Source organism: Streptomyces sp. NPDC051105 (assembly GCF_040682795.1).
Classification (GTDB): domain Bacteria; phylum Actinomycetota; class Actinomycetes; order Streptomycetales; family Streptomycetaceae; genus Streptomyces.
Map to the genome: position 1 here is coordinate 577,363 of NZ_JBFBBR010000001.1, position 16,652 is coordinate 594,014.

Consider the following 16,652-nt stretch of genomic DNA (forward strand, 5'->3'; position numbering starts at 1 on the left):
CTCACAGCCGGGGGTCGACCGGCTCCGACTCCAGGGCCAGCACCCCGAACACCGCCTCGTGGATCCGCCACAGCGGCTCGCCGTCCGCGAGGCGGTCCAGGGCTTCCAGACCCAGGGCGTACTCGCGGATCGCCAGGGACCGCTTGTGGTTGAGGAGCCGGTTGCGGAGGCGGGCCAGGTTGTCGGGGCGGGTGTACTCGGGACCGTAGATGATCCGCAGGTACTCGCGGCCCCGGCACTTGACGCCGGGCTGGACCAGCCGGCCCTTCGGGTCGCGCACCACCGAGCCGAGCGGCTTGACGACCATGCCCTCGCCGCCCCGGCCGGTCATCTCCAGCCACCAGTCGACACCGGTCCGCACCGACTCCGGGTCCCCGGTGTCGACGTACAGGCGCCGGGTGGTCCGGAGCAGGCCGGTCGGGTCGTTCTCCACCAGCCGGTCCAGGAGGGCGAGTTGCTCGTCGTGCGGGAGCATGGCGAGGCTGCGGTCCTGTACCGCGAGGATCTGGAAGGGGGCGAGGCGCACCCCGTCCAGGCCCTCGGTGGTCCAGCAGTACCGGCGGTACGCGTCGGTGAACGCGGCCGCGTCGGCGGCGCGTTCACGCTGCCGGGCGAGCAGCCCGCCGACGTCCACACCGCGCGCCGCCGCGCCCTCCAGGGCGGCCAGCGCGCCCGGGAAGACCGCGCCGGAGGCGGCGCCCACCGCCGCGTACTGGGTGCGCAGCAGGCCGCCGGCCTTGAGCGACCAGGGCAGCAGCTCGGCGTCGAGCAGCAGCCAGTCGGTGGCCAGTTCGTCCCAGAGTCCGGCCGCGTCGGCCGCGGCGCGGATCCGGCCGAGGATCTCCTCGGTCACCGACTCGTCGTCGAGGAACGGGCGTCCGGTGCGGGTGTAGAGGGAGCCGGTGGGGCCGGGCGCGACGCCGAAGCGCTTGTGCGCCACCGCGGCGTCCCGGCAGACCAGGGCCACCGCCCGCGAACCCATGTGCTTCTCCTCGCACACGACCCGGGCGACCCCGTCCTCCGCGTACTGCGCGAAGGCCTCCGCCGGGTGCTCCAAGTAGCCTTCGACGCGCGAGGCCGCCGTCGGGGCCATGGTCGGCGGCAGGTACGGCAGCAGGCGCGGGTCGATCGCGAAGCGGCTCATCACCTCCAGGGCGGCCGCCGCGTTCTCCTCGCGGACCGCGATCCGGCCCTGGTACCGGGTCTCCACGACCCGCCGGCCGTGCACGTCCGCCAGGTCGAGCGGGCGTCCGTCCTGGCCGCCGGGCGCCTCGGCGCGCAGCGGCCGGGCCGGCGCGTACCAGACCCGCTCGGCCGGTACGTCGACCAGCTCCCGCTCCGGCCAGCGCAGCGCGGTCAGCTTGCCGCCGAAGACGGCGCCGGTGTCAAGGCAGATGGTGTTGTTGAGCCAGGAAGCCTCCGGGACGGGTGTGTGGCCGTAGACGACGGCCGCCCGGCCCCGGTAGTCCTCGGCCCACGGGTAGCGCACCGGCAGGCCGAACTCGTCGGTCTCGCCGGTGGTGTCGCCGTACAGCGCGTGCGAGCGGACCCGGCCGGAGGTGCGGCCGTGGTACTTCTCGGGCAGCCCGGCATGGCAGACGACCAGCTTCCCGCCGTCGAGGACGTAGTGGCTGACGAGCCCGTCGATGAACTCCCGTACCTGGGCCCGGAACTCCTCGCTCTCGCCGTCCATCTGCTCGATGGTCTCGGCGAGCCCATGGGTGTGCTGGACCTTGCGGCCCTTGAGATATCGCCCGTACTTGTTCTCGTGGTTGCCGGGCACGCACAGGGCGTTGCCCGACTTCACCATCGACATCACCCGGCGCAGCACGCCCGGGCTGTCCGGGCCGCGGTCGACGAGGTCGCCGACGAACACGGCGGTACGGCCGTCGGGGTGCACGCCGTCGGCGTAGCCCAACTTGCCGAGCAGGGACTCCAGTTCCGAGGCGCAGCCGTGGATGTCGCCGACGATGTCGAAGGGGCCGGTGAGGTGGGTCAGGTCGTTGAAGCGCTTCTCGGTGACGACGGTCGCCGACTCGGCCTCCTCGACACCGCGCAGGATGTGCACCTTGCGGAAGCCCTCGCGCTCCAGGTGCCTGACCGAGCGCCGGAGTTCGCGGATATGGCGCTGGATGACCCGGCGCGGCATGTCGGCCCGGTCGGCGCGGGTCGCGTTGCGCTCGGCGCACACCTCCTCGGGGATGTCCAGGACGATGGCGATGGGCAGCACGTCGTACCGCTTGGCCAGGTCGATCAGCTGGCGCCGGGAATCCTGCTGCACGCTGGTGGCGTCGACGACCGTGCGACGCCCGGCGGCCAGCCGCTTGCCCGCGATGTAGTGCAGCACGTCGAAGGCGTCCTTGGTGGCGCCCTGGTCGTTCTCGTCGTCGGAGACCAGTCCCCGGCAGAAGTCGGAGGAGATCACCTCGGTCGGCCTGAAGTGACGGCGCGCGAAGGTGGACTTGCCGGAGCCGGAGGCGCCGACGAGGACGACCAGGGAGAGGTCGGTGACGGGAAGGACCCGTCCAGCTGTCTGCTCGGTCATGCTGCCTTCGCCTCCTTCACGGCGGGAGCGGTGGTGCTCGGCTCGGCTGTGCTCATCTCGAAGACAGCCATCTGGGTGGGCGGGCCCACCTCGGGGTCGTCCGGGCCCACGGGAATGAACTCGACCTGGTAGCCGTGGAGTTCGGCGACCCGGGCGGCCCAGGAGCGGAACTCCTCGCGGGTCCACTCGAAGCGGTGGTCGCCGTGCCGGACGTGCCCGGCGGGGAGGGTCTCCCAGCGGACGTTGTACTCGACGTTCGGCGTGGTCACCAGGACCGTGCGCGGGCGGGCGGCGCCGAACACGGCGTACTCCAGGGCGGGCAGCCGGGGCAGGTCGAGGTGCTCGATGACCTCGCTGAGCACGGCGGCGTCGTACCCCTTGAGCCGCTGGTCGGTGTAGGCCAGCGAGCCCTGGAAGAGCTTGACGCGGGCCGCCTGGCGCTCGCTGACGCGGTCGAGCTTGAGCCGGCGCGCGGCGATGGTGAGCGCCCGCACCGACACGTCGACGCCGACGATCTCGGTGAACGACGGGTCCTTCAGCAGTGCCTGCACCAACTGGCCCTGTCCGCAGCCGAGGTCGAGGACCCGGGTGGCACCGGCCCGGCGCAGCGCCCCGAGGATCGCCTCCCGGCGCTGTACCGCGAGCGGCGCCGGCTTCTCCTCCGCCTCCGTCTCCTCCTCGACCGCGTTGTCGATCTCCTCGACCTCGCTGTCGTCGGTCTCGGCGAGCCGCACCAGCTCCAGCCGCTCCATCGCCTGCCGGGTCAGCGACCAGCGGCGGGAGAGATAGCGGGTGGTGATGAGCTTCTGCTCGGGGTGGCCGGGCAGCCAGCCCTCGCCCGCGCGCAGCAGCTTGTCGACCTCCTCGGCGGACACCCAGTAGTGCTTGGCGTCGTCGAGGACGGGGAGCAGAACGTAGAGGTGACGCAGCGCCTCGGCGAGGGTCAGCGCCTCGGATTCCAGGACGAGACCGACGTACCGCGAGTCGCCCCACTCCGGAAACGTGGGGTCCAGGGCGACCGGGTCGGCGGTCACCGTCCAGCCGAGCGGCTCGAAGAGGCGTCGTACCAGGTCGGGGCCGCCCCGTGCGGGCAGCGCCGGGACCTCGACGCGCAGCGGCCTGGTCTGCTCCGGGGCTTCGGGACGGGCCCGGCACACTCCGCGCATCGCGCTGGAGAAGACGTTGCCGATCGCCACGGCGAGCAGCGAGGAGGCCGCGTACGGGCGGTCGTTGACGTACTGCGCGAGCGCCGCGTCGGGTGCGCCGCCGCGTCCCTTGCCCTTGCCGCGCCGCACCAGCGCCACCGCGTCGACCTCCAGGAGCAGCGCCGCCGTGCAGCGCTCGGCATCCGCCTCGGGGTAGAAGACGTGCGCGATGCCGTAGGAGGTCGAGAAGGTCTGCGCGTTGCCGGGGTGCTTGTGCAGCAGGAAACCGAGGTCGGTGGCCGGGGTGGCGGCGGTGCCGCTCGTGGAGATCGTCAGGAACACCCGTCCGATTCTTCCCGGTCCGCCCCCGCCGTGACCATTGGTTTTACGGGCTCTCCGAGGTGGCGCTTCGCCACCAGCAGCAGGACGGCGGCCAGGGCCAACACGGCGATCAGCGTGTTGATCCAGGAGTAGCCGGGGCTGCTCGGGTGGGTGCTGCCGTCGTCGAGGACGCAGTCGAAGCGCAGCGGCAGGTAGGAGGAGGTCTGCCCGACGAGCCGGTCGCCCGGGAAGTCGTCGCGGCACTCGATCGCGGGGGTGGAGTCCGCACCGTGCGAGGACTCGTTCACGGAGAGCGCGACCGACCCGGCGGTGGAGGCCACAGTTCCGGTCACAGGGCTGTCACGGCTTCGGTCACCGGGGCAGCTCGGTGAGCACGCCGGACGCCCGGTCGAGCAGGTACTGCAGTGGTTCGGTGCTCCACGGGCCGCGCCCGGCGACGAGTTCCCCGGCGTGCCGGCCGAGGTCCTCGGCGCCGAGCCAGCTCGGGCTGTCCGCGCCCATGGCCGCGCGGGGGCGGGTGCGGATCGGGCCGATGACGAGTTCGTGGATGCGTGGGCCCTTGCCGCCCAGTTCGGCGGTCAGGGTGCGCAACAGGGACTTCTTGGCGGCGTTGGTGGCGCCGACGAGCGCGTTGCCCGGGTAGGGGATCTCGGCGCTGAAGCCGGTGAGGTGGACGAGGGCGCCCTCGGGGTCGAGCAGCGGGGTGATGGCCCGCAGCGCCCGGAAGTGGCTGGTGAGGTTGTCGGCGATCATGGCGTCCCAGACCTCGTCGGACACCTCGAGCAGGCTGGTGCGCCCGGGCGGCCCCCAGTTGCCGACGGTGAGCACGGCTCCGTCGAACTGGCCGTAACGTTCGGCGAGTTGTGCGCGTACGGCGGCGCTGTCGGGGTTCGACACGTCGACGAGGTGGGTGCGCAGGGTGCCGGGGCCGATGCCGCCCGCGTAGTCGGCGAGGGCGCCCAGCCGGTCCGGGTCCCGGCCGGCCCCGACCACGGTGGCGCCGAGCGCGAGCAGCGCCCGTGTCACGCCCTCCCCGATGCCGCCGGTCGCGCCGACGACGAGAACGCTGCGGCCGCGCAGATACGGCTCTTCGGACCCCGCTGAACGACTGGTCATCTGCCCGAGCGTAGCCTCGGAGGCCACTAATGACCAGATGTACATTAGGGCTCGTGACCACCACGACGTCCAGCAGCAAGCCGCCCGCCCGGAAGCGGGTGCGGGCGCCCGAGGCGCATCGCGAGGCGATCCTCGAAGCGGCGCGCGCCGCGTTCGCCGAGCGGGGATACGCGCGGGCCACGATCCGGGAGATCGCGGGCCGGGCCGGGGTCACCCACGGCCTGGTGATGCGGCACTTCGGGTCGAAGGAGCGGCTGTTCCTGGCCGCAGTGCCCGGCACCCGGGACCTGCCGGAGCTGGTGCCCGGACCGCCCGGCACCCTGCCGGACCGGATCGCGCGGGCGTTCGTCGAACGCATGGAGCACGCCGACGGCGCCGATCCGTTCCTGGCGCTGATCCGCAGCGCCGCCTCCGACGAGAGCGCGGCGACCGCCCTGTACACGGCGATGCGGCAGAGCAGTACGGAGGCCTACCGCACGGTGCTGACCGGGCCCGACGCCGACGAGCGCATCGACCTGCTCGGCGCGCACCTCATCGGGGTCGCCTTCAGCCGGTACGTGCTGCGCAGCGGGCCGGTGGCCGAGATGGCGCCGGAGCGGCTGGTGCGCTACCTGGCGCGGGCCCTGCGCTGCGCACTGGAGCCGCTCGACGAAGCCCCAGCCGTACCCGAAGCCGAAGCGGAAGCCGTACCCGAAGCCGAAGCCGAAGCCGAAGAAGGGAACTCCCCGTCATGACGTCCACCCTGCCGCCGGTCCCGCCGTCCCTGGCCGGGCGGATCGTCGTACCGAACGACGCGCGGTACGAGCGGTTGCGGCACTGCTATGTGCACCGCGGCGCCCCCGCCGCCGTGCTGCTGCCCGAGGACGCCGGGCAGACCGCCGAGGCGCTGGAGTACGCGCGCTCGCTGGGCTCGGTGGTCTCGGTGCGCAGCGGCGGACACGGCATCAGCGGCCGCTCCACCAACGACGGCGGTGTCGTCGTCGACATGTCCCGCCTCGACGAGGTACGCGTCCTGGACCGGGCCCGGCGGCGGATCCGGGTCGGGGCGGGCGCCCGCTGGGGGCGGGTGGCGCAGGTCCTGGCGTCGCACGGGCTCGCCGTCAGTTCCGGCGACACCGGTGACGTGGGCGTGGGTGGGCTGGTCACGGCCGGCGGCATGGGCTGGTTCGCGCGACTGCACGGGCTGACCGTCGACCATGTGACGGCGGTCGAACTCGTCCTGGCCGACGGCAGGTCGGTGCGGACCGACGCCGAGCTGGAGCCCGACCTGTTCTGGGCCGTGCGCGGGGCGGGCGGGAACTTCGGCGTCGTCACCGCCGTGGAGCTGGAGGCGTACGAGACGGGAGAAGTGGTCTTCGCCAACCTCGTCTTCGACGCGGTGGACGCCGCGGCACTGATCGAGGCGTGGGGTGCGGCGCTGGAGGCGGCGCCGCGCGAGCTGACCAGCTTTCTGACGTTCATGCCCGGCGGCCCGGGCCGCCCGCATCTGGCCCATGTGGCCGCGGTGTACGCGGGGAGCGCGGAACACGGGGCCGCCGAGCGGGCGTTGACGCCGCTGCTCGGGATCGGCCCGCTGCTCCAGCAGCGGGCGGTGCTGGCGCCGTATCCGGCGCTGGTGCCGGTGAGTGGCGCCGCGCACCACGGGCAGCAGCAGCTCAGCGCCACCCGCTCCGGGCTGCTGGACCACCTCACCGCGGACGCGGCGCGGGCGGTCGCGGACGCCCTGGGTTCGGGGCAGGTCCTGATGGAGCAGTTCCGTTCGGTGGGCGGGGCGGTCAACGACGTGGATCCGGCGGCCACCGCCTACGCCCACCGCACCCAGAACTTCTCGCTGCTCGCCGCGACCGTCCCCGAACTGGAGCGGGAGCTCGACTCCCACTGGGCGCGGCTGGCCCCGCACCTGAACGGCATGTACCTCAGCTTCGACACCCGGCGCACCCCGGACGTGCTGGCGGAGGCGTTCCCCGAGCCGGCCCTGACCCGGCTGCGCGCCCTGAAGGACCGGTACGACCCGGAGAACGTCTTCGACCGCAACTTCCCGCTGAGGTAGCGGGGTTCAGGACGCGCCGTGGGTGCGGGCGCCCTCCATCGCCTTCTGGTACGACGCCGCGGCCAGCTCCTGGAACTGGGCGAGCCGGGGCACGTGCGCCGACTTGGTCAGCTCGGCGTGCAGGAAGGTGAGGTCGGCCGCGAGGCCGACCATGCCGAGGGCGGACTTCAGGTACGGCTCCTGGTGGTCGAAGTCCTGGCGGGGCGTGCCGGGGCCGTAGGCGCCGCCGCGCGCCGAGGCCACCACGACCTTCTTGCCGGACAGCGGGCCCTCGCCGGTGGCCGGATCGGCGATCAGCGGGGCGATCAGGACGCGGTCGAACCACGCCTTGAAGGTCGACGGCACCGAGAAGTTGTACATCGGCACGCCGAGCAGGATGGTGTCGGCGGCGAGGAGCTCCTCGATCAGCGGCCAGGTGATCGCCCAACTGGCCTGCTCCTCGGGCGTGGTGGCCGCCTCGCGGGCCGCGGCGAGGTCGCGTACGCCCTCCGTCTCCAGGCGGTGCATCACCTCGATCTGCGCGTGGTCGACGTGCGGCACCGGGCCGGCGGCCAGGTCGCGGTAGATGTAGCTGCCCTCGGGGTTGGCCTTGCGCCAGGCCTCGGCGAACTCGCCCGAGATCTGGCGGGATACCGAGCCCACGCGCGGGCTGGAGTCGAGGTGAAGCAGTGTGGGCATGGCGGAAAACCCCTGTCTGATCGGGTCGTTCATGTCGGTCCGCGATCCATTGAAAGTCCGGCCGGGGCTGCTGTCCCGTAATCTGCCGTGGCAGTTCGTAACCGGAAGCGTTAGCGAGGATGACGGTGCTGGACGTACGGAAACTGGTTCTGCTCCGTGAGGTCGGCGCCCGGGGCTCCATCGCCGCGGCCGCGCAGGCCCTCAACTACACCCGTTCCGCGGTCTCCCAGCAGCTGTCCGCCCTGGAGTCGGAGACCGGTACCGCGTTGCTGGACCGGGGCAGCAAGCGGGCCGAGCTCACCCCGGCCGGCCGGCTGCTGGTGGCACACACGGACAAGATCGTGAGCCAACTGGAGGCGGCCGAGGTCCAGTTGCTGGACCGGGACGGGGAGATCGGCGGCGAGTTGCGGGTGGGCGTCCCGCTGCACGAGGGGCCCGCGCTGCTGGTGCCGGCGCTGAACCGACTGCGCGAGGAGCATCCGCAGCTGCGCATCACGCTGCACGGGGTGGCCCCGGACGAGGGGCGGCAGACCGTGCGGCTCGGCCGCCTCGACGCCGTGCTGGCCGCCGGCTACCCGCAGGTGCCCGAGCCCCGGGTGCCCGGGTTGTACGAGGAGGAGGTGCTCAGCGACCGCATCCGGCTGATCATCGCCCCCGGCCATCCGCTGGCCCAGGGCGGACTCCCCCGCCCACTGGAGGAGTTCGCCGAGGTGCCCTGGCTGCTCGACCGGACCTCACGGCTCGGCCGGCTGGCCCTGCACGCCTGCGCCGGGGCCGGCTTCGTGCCCGACATCGTCTCCGACATCGGGGACATGCAGGCCGTGTTCGGGCTGGTCTCGCTGGGCTGGGGCGTGGCGCTGGTGCCCGACCTGGTGCCGACCCGGCCGGGACTTCCGGTCGCCCGGGTGACGCCGGACGGCCCCGAACTGATCCGCCGTATCACCCTCGTGGTGCGCGAGGGCGCCGTGCGCAGCCCGCAGGTGGCGGCGCTGCTGCCGGCCGTGCGGGAGGCCACGGCCGAGCTGACACGACATCAGGAAGCCGCGGACCAGCGGGGGTAGCTGCCCAGGAAGCGCACCTCCACGTCCAGCGCCTCGACGTCCGCCATGGCCAGTCGCAGCCGTCTGCTGTCGATGTGCGCGTCGACGTCGAGGAACACGTGGTAGCGGCCGAGGCCCTCCCCGGTGGGCCAGGACTGGATCCAGGACAGGTCGACCGCGCGGGCGCGGAAGGCCTGCAGGACGTCGGGGAGCAGCACCGGGCCGCCCTCGCCCAGGGCCAGCAGTAGCGAGGTGCGTTCGCGCGCGGTGCGGGCCGGGTGGTGCCAGCGGGGTGCCACCGACACGAAGCGGGTGACCGCGCCCGCCTCCCGGCCGAGGCCGGCGGCGAGGATCCGCAGCCCGTACAGCTCGGCGGCGGCCGGGGCCGCGACGGCCGCCCGGCCGGGGATGTCGGTCCGGGCGACCTCCTGGGCGGCGGCGGCGGTGGACGCGGCCGTCCGGGTACGGGCCGCCGGCAGGTGGGCGCGCAGCCAGTCCTCGCACTGGCCGAGCGCGTGCGGATGGCTGAGCACCTCGGTGACGTCCGCCGGGCCGGTGCCCTCGGGGGCCATCAGCGCGAACCGCACGGGCACCTCGACCTCGGCGTTGATGTGCATGTCCGCCGCGGCCAGCTGGTCCATGGTGGCGGGTACCACCCCGCGCACCGAGTTCTCCAGGGGCACCACGGCCGCCTCGACCTCCCCCCGCCGGGCCGCCTCCAGGGCGGCCGGGACGGTGGGGAACGGGCGGTGCGGGCCCCGCCGGCCCGGGGGGACCACCGACAGCAGCCGGCGTACGGCGGTCTGGGTGAAGGTCCCCTCGGGGCCGAGATAGGCGTAGGTCATCGCGGGCCGCCGGCTCTCTCAGCTCTCGATGACGCGGTGAAGGGCGACGGAGTCGAAGATGTCCTCCATCCGCACCGCACGCCCGTCGCGCAGCACCCAGGAGTGCGTGAACGGCAGCGTCTCGGTGTGGCCGGACAGGGAGACGACGTCCCGGTGGCCGAAGACGACCACCCGGTTCCCCTCGCGGACGAACTCCTCGGGGTGCAGCCGCATCCCGCCCAGCACGGTCGGCACGTGCGCCAGGAAATCCCTGACGCCGGCGTGCCCGTGCTTGGTGCCGCCGAGGCCGTACTTCGCCATGCCGTCGGGGTGCACCCACTCGATGTCCGGGTCGAAGACTTCGAGCAGCGCCCCCACGTCCCGGGCGGCGAAGGCCGCGTAGGCGGCGTGGATCGGGGCCAGTGGATCGGTGGTGTTCTCGGTCATGTCCGTCTCAGTCCTTGAGGTACTCGGGATACAGCGCGGCCACGGTCCGTCGGATGCCCTCGCGCCAGGGCACCCGGCACGGGCCGGTGATCGAGCGGCGCAGGGTCGGGTCGAACTGGTAGGTCTCCCGGGTGACCTCGCTCGGCACGAGGTTGGCCTCGACCCCGGTCAGCTCCTCCAGGTACCGGACGCAGTCGGTGATGCCCACCGACTCGTCGCCGCCCCAGTTGGTCAGGGTCACCGGCACGCTGGCCGCGTTCCACAGGTGCGGGACCTGCTCGACGAGGTCGTCGGTGTACAGCAGGGAGCACCAGTTCTGGCCCTCGACGGGGACCGGGATGGGCTCGCCGGCGAGCATCCGCTTGAAGTAGAGCATCGGGACGCCGCCGTAACCGCCGGGTCCGTAGGCGATGTTGAGGCGGGCGATGACGGTGGGCAGGCCGAGGGTGCGGGCGAAGGCGCGGACCGTGCCCTCGGCGGCGATCTTGACCACGGGGTAGGCGGGCAGCCAGTCGGCCTTGCCGTCCAGCGGGTCGGTCTCGGTGTACTTGTGGTCGAGGGTCTGGCGGGCGTAGAGGGCGCCCGTCGACACGTACAGGAACGCCTCGGCGGTACGGCAGTGGGTCATCAGGCGTCCCGCGGCGACCGAGTTGACCTCGACGGCCGCGTTGAAGTCGCCGTCCTCGCCGCGCCGCACCGCCGAGTGGAAGACATGGGTGAAGTCCTCCGGCAGGCCCTTGAGGGAGCCGTCGCTCGTGTCGTCCATGTCCCAGCGGAAGGTGCGGATGCCCTGCCGGATGAGGTCGTCCTCGGCGCCGGGGGTGCCGAAGCGGCCGAGCGCCCACACCTCGTTGTCCTGGGCCAGGGCCTTGGCCACCGGTCCGGCGACCTGTCCGGTGGCGCCGGTGACCAGGATCTTCTTGCCGTTCACTGATTTCTCCCGTGTGATCAGGCGTCGCCGAGGGCGCGGTCGAGTTCCTTGCGGAGGATGGACTGGAAGGTGGCCACGTGCTGCGGGCCCATCAGGGTGTAGTGCTCGCCGGGTACGTCGATGTAGCGGTTCTCCTCCGTGGTGTGCTCGTCCCAGCGGCGCAGTTCGTTGGCGAGCCAGTCCTCCTTGGTGCCGCGCAGCGGGATGGCGTAGAAGACGCTCATCGAACGGACCTTGCCGCCGGGCGCGTAGCTGCGGCCCAGGTTGGTGAGGCCGTCGGCGAGTTCCGCCCAGGCCCGGAACTTATCGAAGGTCAGGTCGAGTTCGGCGAGCCGGCCCTCGGGCGCGTGGTCGATGAAGTACGCCAGCTGCTCGTCCCTCGCCAGGTGCCGCAGCTTCTCCGGGAGTTCGAGGGACTGCTTCTTGTCGATCAGTTCCAGGAAGAAGGCGAGGTTGGCGGCGGTCTCGACGAAGTCGAGCTCCTCCATGCGGTACTTGATGTGCGGGGGCAGGTTGAAGCTGCCGACGAAGTCGACGCGTTCGCCCTGTTCCTGGAGCACCTTGGCGATCTCGAAGGCGACGGCACCGCCGTAGGAGTACCCGGCCACGGCGTACGGGCCGTGCGGCTGCCGTTCACGGATCGCCCGTACGTACGTGTCGACCATCTCGGCGAAGCTCTCGAAGGGGGTCTCGCCGGGGTTGAAGCCGCGGGCGCGCAGGGCGTAGAAGGGCCGGTCGCCGACGAAGTACTTGGCGAGGTTGACGAAGACGAGGACCTCCCCGACGCCGGGGTGGACGCAGAACAGCGGGGTCTTGTCGCCGTTGACCTGCATGGGCACGATCGGGTCGTACTCCTGCTCGCCGCTCGCGGTGCCGTCGAGGTGGGCGGCGAGGGCGCGGACGGTCGGGGCCCGCAGCACGGTGATGATCTGCAGGTCGGCGGCGCCGAGACGCTGGGCGACCAGGGAGCGCAGCCGCAGGATGTCCAGCGAGGTGCCGCCGAGGTCGAAGAAGTTGGCGGTGGCGCTCAGCTTCTTCGGGTCGGTGTCGAACATCTCGGCGTAGATGCCGGCGAGGACCGTCTCGGTGTCGCCCTCGGGCGCGTTGTAGCCGCCGAGCCGGCGCAGCACCAGGTCGTCGACGGCGGCCCGGATCTCGTCGTACGCGCCCGCCTCCAGGCGCTTGCGCATGAGTGAGCGCTGGATCTTGCCGAGGCTGGTCTTGGGGAAGGCGTCCGCGGGCAGCGGCAGGATGAGGGCGGGCCGGAAGCCCCAGTGCATCACGACGCTGCTGCGGACGGCGGTCAGCACCCGGTACAGGGCGAGTTCGTCGCCGTCGGCGCACTCCGGGTGGAAGGCGATGACCAACTGCTCGGTGTCGCTGCCGGGGGCGCGGGTCGGGAAGGCGGCGACGTAGGAGCGGGCCACGTCGTCGAGGCCTTCGAGGACCGACTCGATGTCGTGGCTGAAGTAGTTGACGCCGTTGACGATGATGCTGTCCTTGCTGCGCCCGACGAGGGTGAGGCGGCCGTCGTCGAGGCGGCCGAGGTCGCCGCTGCGGAACCAGCCGTCGGGGGTGAAGGCGTCCCGGGTGGCCTGCTCGTTGTTGTGGTAACCGGCGGTGATCATCGGACCGTTGAGCTGGAGCTCGCCCACCTCGCCCGCGGCCAGCTCGTGGTGGTCCTCCTCGTCGGCGATCCGGATGCGCAGCCCCTCGACGGGCCGGCCCAGGTTGGCGAACTCCTGCCCCTGGTCGGCGGCCGGGAACTCGACGGAGTAGATGCTGCCGGCGCAGGTCTCGGACATGCCGAAGGCGGGCCAGAGGGCGTCGGGGCGCAGGCCGTAGGGGGCGAAGCGGCTGAGGAAGCTCTCGCCGGTGGTGCGGACGACGGCCTCGCCGCCGCTGATGATGTGCCGCAGCCGGGACAGGTCGAGGTCCGCGCCGTCCTCCTCGTCGAGCCGGTCGGCCTGCGGGTTGATCAGCCCCAGCAGGAAGTTGGGGGTGAAGGTCATGGTGACGCCGAAACCCGATATGAGCCGCAGGAAGTTGAGCGGCTCCTGGAGGACGACGGGTGCCTCGACGTGCAGCTGGGTGCTGCCCGCGTACAGCGGCAGCATGTGGCACTCCAGCAGGGCGGCGACATGGTCGAAGGAGACCCAGTTGAGGGTGGTGTCCGCGGCCGTCAGCCGGTGGTAGCCGTTCTTGCCGGCCATGGAGGCGAGCAGATTGCCGTGCGAGAGCATCACGGCCTTGGAGTTGCCGGTGGAGCCGGAGGTCAGCACCAGGACGGCGGTGTCCTTCGGGTCGGCCTCGTGGAAGGCGTCGGCGGGCTCGGCGTACAGCTCGTCCAGTGCGACGACCGACAGGCCCTCGGTGTGCGGGAGTTCGGCGGCGAGGGTCTCGCTGGTGACGATCAGCGGGTGGTCGAGGAGCGAGTCGACATGGGCGAGCTGGGCGGCCCAGCGCTCCGGGTCGCCGCCGAGCGCGGCCATCGGGCAGGGCGCGAAGCCGCCCAGCTGGCAGGCCCAGAACGCGGCGAGGAAATCCTTCGGCCGCTCCAGGAGCAGTACGGCCTTGTCCCCGGCGGTGAGCCCGCGGCCACGCAGGCCGCCGAGCACGGAACGGGCCGCGTCGAGGAGTTCGGGATAGGTCTGGAAGGGTGCGTCGGGATCGTTCGCGGTCCGGGGGTAGCGCAGCCCGGATGTGGCGTGGTTCCGGGCGGCGTCGCGCAGGAGGTCCACGATGGTCCGTCTGGTCGATACGGCTGTGGTCATGGCGATGCCTTCTCTTCCTGTCGCGTCGATGGCCGAGGTGCGGTGGCCGTGGACGGGTGGCGGCCAGGGCGGGCGGCGGCCACGGATAGTGGCCGGGTGCGCCGTGGCGGTACGGCGGATCGAATGGCGTACGGTGCGCCGGGCAGGGCCGTACAACACACCGTTCAACTATGGAAACCGCGCAGGTCAGCCGGGGAATCCGGGCAGGAAAAACTCCGGGAAACCACACCGGAAGCGCGCGCCCAGACTCAGAGAGTTCTGCAGGGCAGCACGGAGGAACCTCGGAAACAGAAATCGAGCATTCCGGAACACCGATGGAGCAAGTACCTGTACATCGTCCCCCACCGACCAGGTCAGTACCGAGAGCCACGGCGCCGGAGCTCTGAATACCCGCCGAGAATAGGAACCGGCACACCGGATTGTCAAAGGCCCCCAGGAAACGAGAATGTAAAAAGCCGGTGGGAGCAGGGAAAGTACGGCAACGGCGACTCGCTCCCAAAATTCCACCGCCCACTCCTCGGCATTTCGGCCCGGAAGGCCCGGAATTGGGCGGGTGCAATTTTTTCTTACGGTCGACGTCAGAAATGGCGACGGCGCCGGAATGCAACCGCCCCCGGCCCGGTAAGGGTCGGGGGCGGGAGGCCGGGAGGGTTACGACAGCTGCGACTGCACCTGGGCGGAGATCAGCTCCAGGTGGTCCAGGTCGGACAGGTCGAGGATCTGGAGGTAGAAGCGCTGCGAGCCGATCTCCGCGTAGCGGCCGAGCTTCTCGACGACCTCGGCCGGGGTGCCGGCCAGACCGTTGGTCTTCAGCTCGTCGACCTCGCGGCCGATCGCGGCGGCGCGGCGGGCGACCTCCTGGTCGTCCTTGCCGACGCAGACCACGAGGGCGTTGGAGTACGTCAGGTCGTCAGCCTTGCGGCCGGCCGCCTCCACGGCGGCGCGCACCCGGCCGAACTGCGTCTCGCTGTCCTCGACCGAGGCGAACGGCATGTTGAACTCGTCGGCGTACCGGGCGGTCAGCTTCGGGGTCCGGGTGGCACCGTGGCCGCCGATCAGCACCGGGATCCGCGCCTGGGCGGGCTTGGGCAGCGCGGGCGAGTCGGTCAGGTCGTAGTACGTGCCGTGGAAGTCGAAGGTCTCGCCGACCTTGGTCTCCCACAGCCCGGTGACGATCGCCAGCTGCTCCTCCAGACGGCCGAACTTCTCCTTCGGGAAGGGGATGCCGTACGCCTTGTGCTCCTCCTCGAACCAGCCCGCGCCCAGGCCGAGTTCCACGCGGCCGCCGGACATCTGGTCGACCTGGGCGACCTGGATGGCGAGCACGCCGGGCAGCCGGAAGGTTCCTGCGGTCATGAGGGTGCCGAGGCGGATCCGCTTGGTCTCGCGGGCGAGGCCGGCGAGCGTGATCCAGGCGTCGGTGGGGCCGGGCAGGCCGTCCACGTCGCCCATCTTGAGGTAATGATCCGAGCGAAAGAAGGCGTCGAAGCCGAGGTCCTCGGTCGCCTTGGCGACGGTGAGGAGGGTGTCGTAGCTCGCGCCCTGCTGGGGCTCGGTGAAGATGCGAAGGTCCATACGTCCATCCTGCACGGCCGCGGTCCCGTCAACCGCATTGGCATCGGCCGTCCCGCGCGTCCCCGCCCGGGGTGAATATCGTCAACGGCGGGGCGCGGGGCGATACGGGCCAGTGACCGGCCTCTTCGGTGATCGTTGGGTGGGGGGAGCCGGGCCGTCCGGTACCCGCGCCGGACGGTCTCCGCCGCCGCGCGTCAGGTGTGGCCCGCCGGCGGCGGGCCGGGGGGCCGAGGAGGCCGTCTTGTCCGAAGAGTCCGTTCCACAGCAGGGTGGCCCCGCCGGTCAGCCGAAGGGGCTGCTCCAGCAGATGGAGGAACTCATGGCGGCTTTGAACGCGGACCTCTCCGCGCTGGACGCGGATCTGCAGCGGACCCCCAAGGAAGAGGCCGACCTGAGCTAGGGACCCCCCTAGGGCCTGTCTGACCATTCCCGTCTGCCTCGCGACGCCATGCACGCTCCCCCACTGCCTTGAGGGCGTGGGAGGTGCCCCCACTCGCCGCACCGGGCGCAGACCCAAGTACGTCCAGTACAAGGGCCTACGCCCGGCACTCCCCCGGTCTCCGGCCGGGGGGACCCCCAGAGCACGCACCTGACGCCGCGAGCTTCCGGCAAGCCTTTCCGGTCACCGCACTAGCCGTCGCGGACTTCCTCTCGTGCCGCCAGTTTGCGCAGCATCTCCAGGACGCGGTCGCGGGACTCGTCGGCCGCGTCGATGGCCTCCATGCACTGCCAGTACGTCGCCTCGTCGGCGGCGGCGCTGGCCAGGCCGACCAGCGTGATGCCGACCTCGGCAAGGAGGCCGCCGAGGGAGAGAAGCGTGGCACGGGCGTCGTCCAGTTCGGTGAGCTGGGCGGCACGCAGGGTGCCGGGATCCAGGTCAGGGGCGCCCAGGATCCCGCACCCCCGGCCCGCCAGCTCGGTCAGGCCGAGGGCCTCGCCGCGCAGTTCGGGCGGGCCGGACACCGCCAGCCGGCTCCCGATCGCCTGGGCAAGAGCCTGTGCCTGCCACACCTCGGTCATCATCTCCGGTACGCCCGCACCGCTCGCCAGCGCCTGTCTGCTCGCCATGATGAGCCGCATCGCGTCCATCCGTCGCCCCGTCCCCGTCGGTCCGAACTGCCTTGCAGCACTCAGTAGTTCACTACCCAGAGTGAGGGCATGTGAGACGTAGGACCAGGGGAAGAG

Annotated in this window: 15 protein-coding genes; 4 read left to right on the forward strand and 11 right to left on the reverse strand. The window is 71.8% G+C overall.

What is annotated here, in order from left to right:
- Position 1: 1 nt before the first annotated feature.
- From AB0N16_RS02630 to AB0N16_RS02645, 4 genes are read right to left on the reverse strand one after another with little or no spacing between them, the layout of a single operon-like run.
- Positions 2–2,545 carry a polynucleotide kinase-phosphatase gene (locus tag AB0N16_RS02630; protein ID WP_365792251.1) on the reverse strand — a complete coding sequence of 848 codons (2,544 nt, stop codon included), beginning with the start codon at positions 2,543–2,545 and terminating at the stop codon, positions 2–4.
- A complete protein-coding gene (locus AB0N16_RS02635) occupies positions 2,542–4,032 on the reverse strand; it encodes a 3' terminal RNA ribose 2'-O-methyltransferase Hen1 (RefSeq protein WP_365792253.1) in 1,491 nt (496 codons plus the stop codon). The genes AB0N16_RS02630 and AB0N16_RS02635 overlap by 4 nt, the downstream gene beginning before the upstream one ends.
- Entirely contained in the window at positions 4,023–4,364 is a 342-nt protein-coding gene (locus AB0N16_RS02640) for a hypothetical protein (protein ID WP_365792255.1), read from the reverse strand. Before AB0N16_RS02640 ends, AB0N16_RS02635 begins: the two co-directional genes overlap by 10 nt.
- Positions 4,365–4,383: 19 nt before the next feature.
- Positions 4,384–5,148, reverse strand: coding sequence for an SDR family oxidoreductase (locus tag AB0N16_RS02645; protein ID WP_365792257.1), 765 nt, complete (start codon positions 5,146–5,148; stop codon positions 4,384–4,386).
- 53 nt (positions 5,149–5,201) lie between these two features.
- Here AB0N16_RS02645 and AB0N16_RS02650 point away from each other — a divergent pair, with 53 nt between their 5' ends.
- The gene (locus AB0N16_RS02650) at positions 5,202–5,882 is read left to right on the forward strand and encodes a TetR family transcriptional regulator (RefSeq protein WP_365792259.1); all 681 of its coding nucleotides are present in this window, start codon (positions 5,202–5,204) and stop codon (positions 5,880–5,882) included.
- Complete coding sequence (locus AB0N16_RS02655) at positions 5,879–7,198, forward strand: FAD-binding oxidoreductase (protein ID WP_365792261.1); 1,320 nt, start codon at positions 5,879–5,881, stop codon at positions 7,196–7,198. The genes AB0N16_RS02650 and AB0N16_RS02655 overlap by 4 nt, the downstream gene beginning before the upstream one ends.
- Before the next feature lie 6 nt (positions 7,199–7,204).
- On the opposite strand, the gene AB0N16_RS02660 is transcribed toward AB0N16_RS02655, so the two are convergent.
- Positions 7,205–7,876 carry an NAD(P)H-dependent oxidoreductase gene (locus tag AB0N16_RS02660; RefSeq protein ID WP_365792263.1) on the reverse strand — a complete coding sequence of 224 codons (672 nt, stop codon included), beginning with the start codon at positions 7,874–7,876 and terminating at the stop codon, positions 7,205–7,207.
- Positions 7,877–7,995: 119 nt separating this feature from the next.
- Here AB0N16_RS02660 and AB0N16_RS02665 point away from each other — a divergent pair, with 119 nt between their 5' ends.
- Positions 7,996–8,937 (forward strand): LysR family transcriptional regulator, encoded by a 942-nt coding sequence (locus tag AB0N16_RS02665; RefSeq protein ID WP_365792265.1) that lies wholly within the window; start codon positions 7,996–7,998, stop codon positions 8,935–8,937.
- Here AB0N16_RS02665 and pheA read toward each other — a convergent pair.
- The 5 genes from pheA to AB0N16_RS02690 form a co-directional block, all read right to left on the reverse strand.
- A complete protein-coding gene (gene pheA / locus AB0N16_RS02670) occupies positions 8,910–9,761 on the reverse strand; it encodes a prephenate dehydratase (RefSeq protein ID WP_365792267.1) in 852 nt (283 codons plus the stop codon). The two genes, AB0N16_RS02665 and pheA, sit on opposite strands and share 28 nt — an antisense overlap.
- An 18-nt stretch (positions 9,762–9,779) precedes the next feature.
- Positions 9,780–10,187 (reverse strand): nuclear transport factor 2 family protein, encoded by a 408-nt coding sequence (locus AB0N16_RS02675; RefSeq protein WP_365792269.1) that lies wholly within the window; start codon positions 10,185–10,187, stop codon positions 9,780–9,782.
- Positions 10,188–10,194: 7 nt separating this feature from the next.
- Positions 10,195–11,118 (reverse strand): NAD(P)-dependent oxidoreductase, encoded by a 924-nt coding sequence (locus AB0N16_RS02680; protein ID WP_365792271.1) that lies wholly within the window; start codon positions 11,116–11,118, stop codon positions 10,195–10,197.
- A gap of 17 nt (positions 11,119–11,135) precedes the next feature.
- Positions 11,136–13,892 carry a non-ribosomal peptide synthetase gene (locus tag AB0N16_RS02685; protein WP_365792273.1) on the reverse strand — a complete coding sequence of 919 codons (2,757 nt, stop codon included), beginning with the start codon at positions 13,890–13,892 and terminating at the stop codon, positions 11,136–11,138.
- Between the two features lie 651 nt (positions 13,893–14,543).
- Entirely contained in the window at positions 14,544–15,467 is a 924-nt protein-coding gene (locus tag AB0N16_RS02690; protein ID WP_365792275.1) for an LLM class F420-dependent oxidoreductase, read from the reverse strand.
- Between the two features lie 241 nt (positions 15,468–15,708).
- Between AB0N16_RS02690 and AB0N16_RS02695 the strand changes: the two genes are divergently transcribed.
- Entirely contained in the window at positions 15,709–15,867 is a 159-nt protein-coding gene (locus AB0N16_RS02695) for a hypothetical protein (RefSeq protein WP_365792277.1), read from the forward strand.
- A gap of 230 nt (positions 15,868–16,097) precedes the next feature.
- Here AB0N16_RS02695 and AB0N16_RS02700 read toward each other — a convergent pair whose 3' ends face one another.
- A complete protein-coding gene (locus tag AB0N16_RS02700; RefSeq protein ID WP_365792279.1) occupies positions 16,098–16,556 on the reverse strand; it encodes a DUF6099 family protein in 459 nt (152 codons plus the stop codon).
- Positions 16,557–16,652 lie beyond the last annotated feature (96 nt).

Excerpts from the sequence above, each read along its gene's own strand:
- AB0N16_RS02645 (WP_365792257.1), bottom strand. The coding sequence starts at position 5,148 with ATGACCAGTCGTTCAGCGGGGTCCGAAGAGCCGTATCTGCGCGGCCGC.
- AB0N16_RS02690 (WP_365792275.1), bottom strand. The coding sequence starts at position 15,467 with ATGGACCTTCGCATCTTCACCGAGCCCCAGCAGGGCGCGAGCTACGAC.
- AB0N16_RS02685 (WP_365792273.1), bottom strand. The coding sequence starts at position 13,892 with ATGACCACAGCCGTATCGACCAGACGGACCATCGTGGACCTCCTGCGC.
- AB0N16_RS02665 (WP_365792265.1), top strand. The coding sequence starts at position 7,996 with ATGACGGTGCTGGACGTACGGAAACTGGTTCTGCTCCGTGAGGTCGGC.
- AB0N16_RS02700 (WP_365792279.1), bottom strand. The coding sequence starts at position 16,556 with ATGGACGCGATGCGGCTCATCATGGCGAGCAGACAGGCGCTGGCGAGC.
- pheA (WP_365792267.1), bottom strand. The coding sequence starts at position 9,761 with ATGACCTACGCCTATCTCGGCCCCGAGGGGACCTTCACCCAGACCGCC.
- AB0N16_RS02660 (WP_365792263.1), bottom strand. The coding sequence starts at position 7,876 with ATGCCCACACTGCTTCACCTCGACTCCAGCCCGCGCGTGGGCTCGGTA.
- AB0N16_RS02655 (WP_365792261.1), top strand. The coding sequence starts at position 5,879 with ATGACGTCCACCCTGCCGCCGGTCCCGCCGTCCCTGGCCGGGCGGATC.
- AB0N16_RS02675 (WP_365792269.1), bottom strand. The coding sequence starts at position 10,187 with ATGACCGAGAACACCACCGATCCACTGGCCCCGATCCACGCCGCCTAC.
- AB0N16_RS02630 (WP_365792251.1), bottom strand. The coding sequence starts at position 2,545 with ATGACCGAGCAGACAGCTGGACGGGTCCTTCCCGTCACCGACCTCTCC.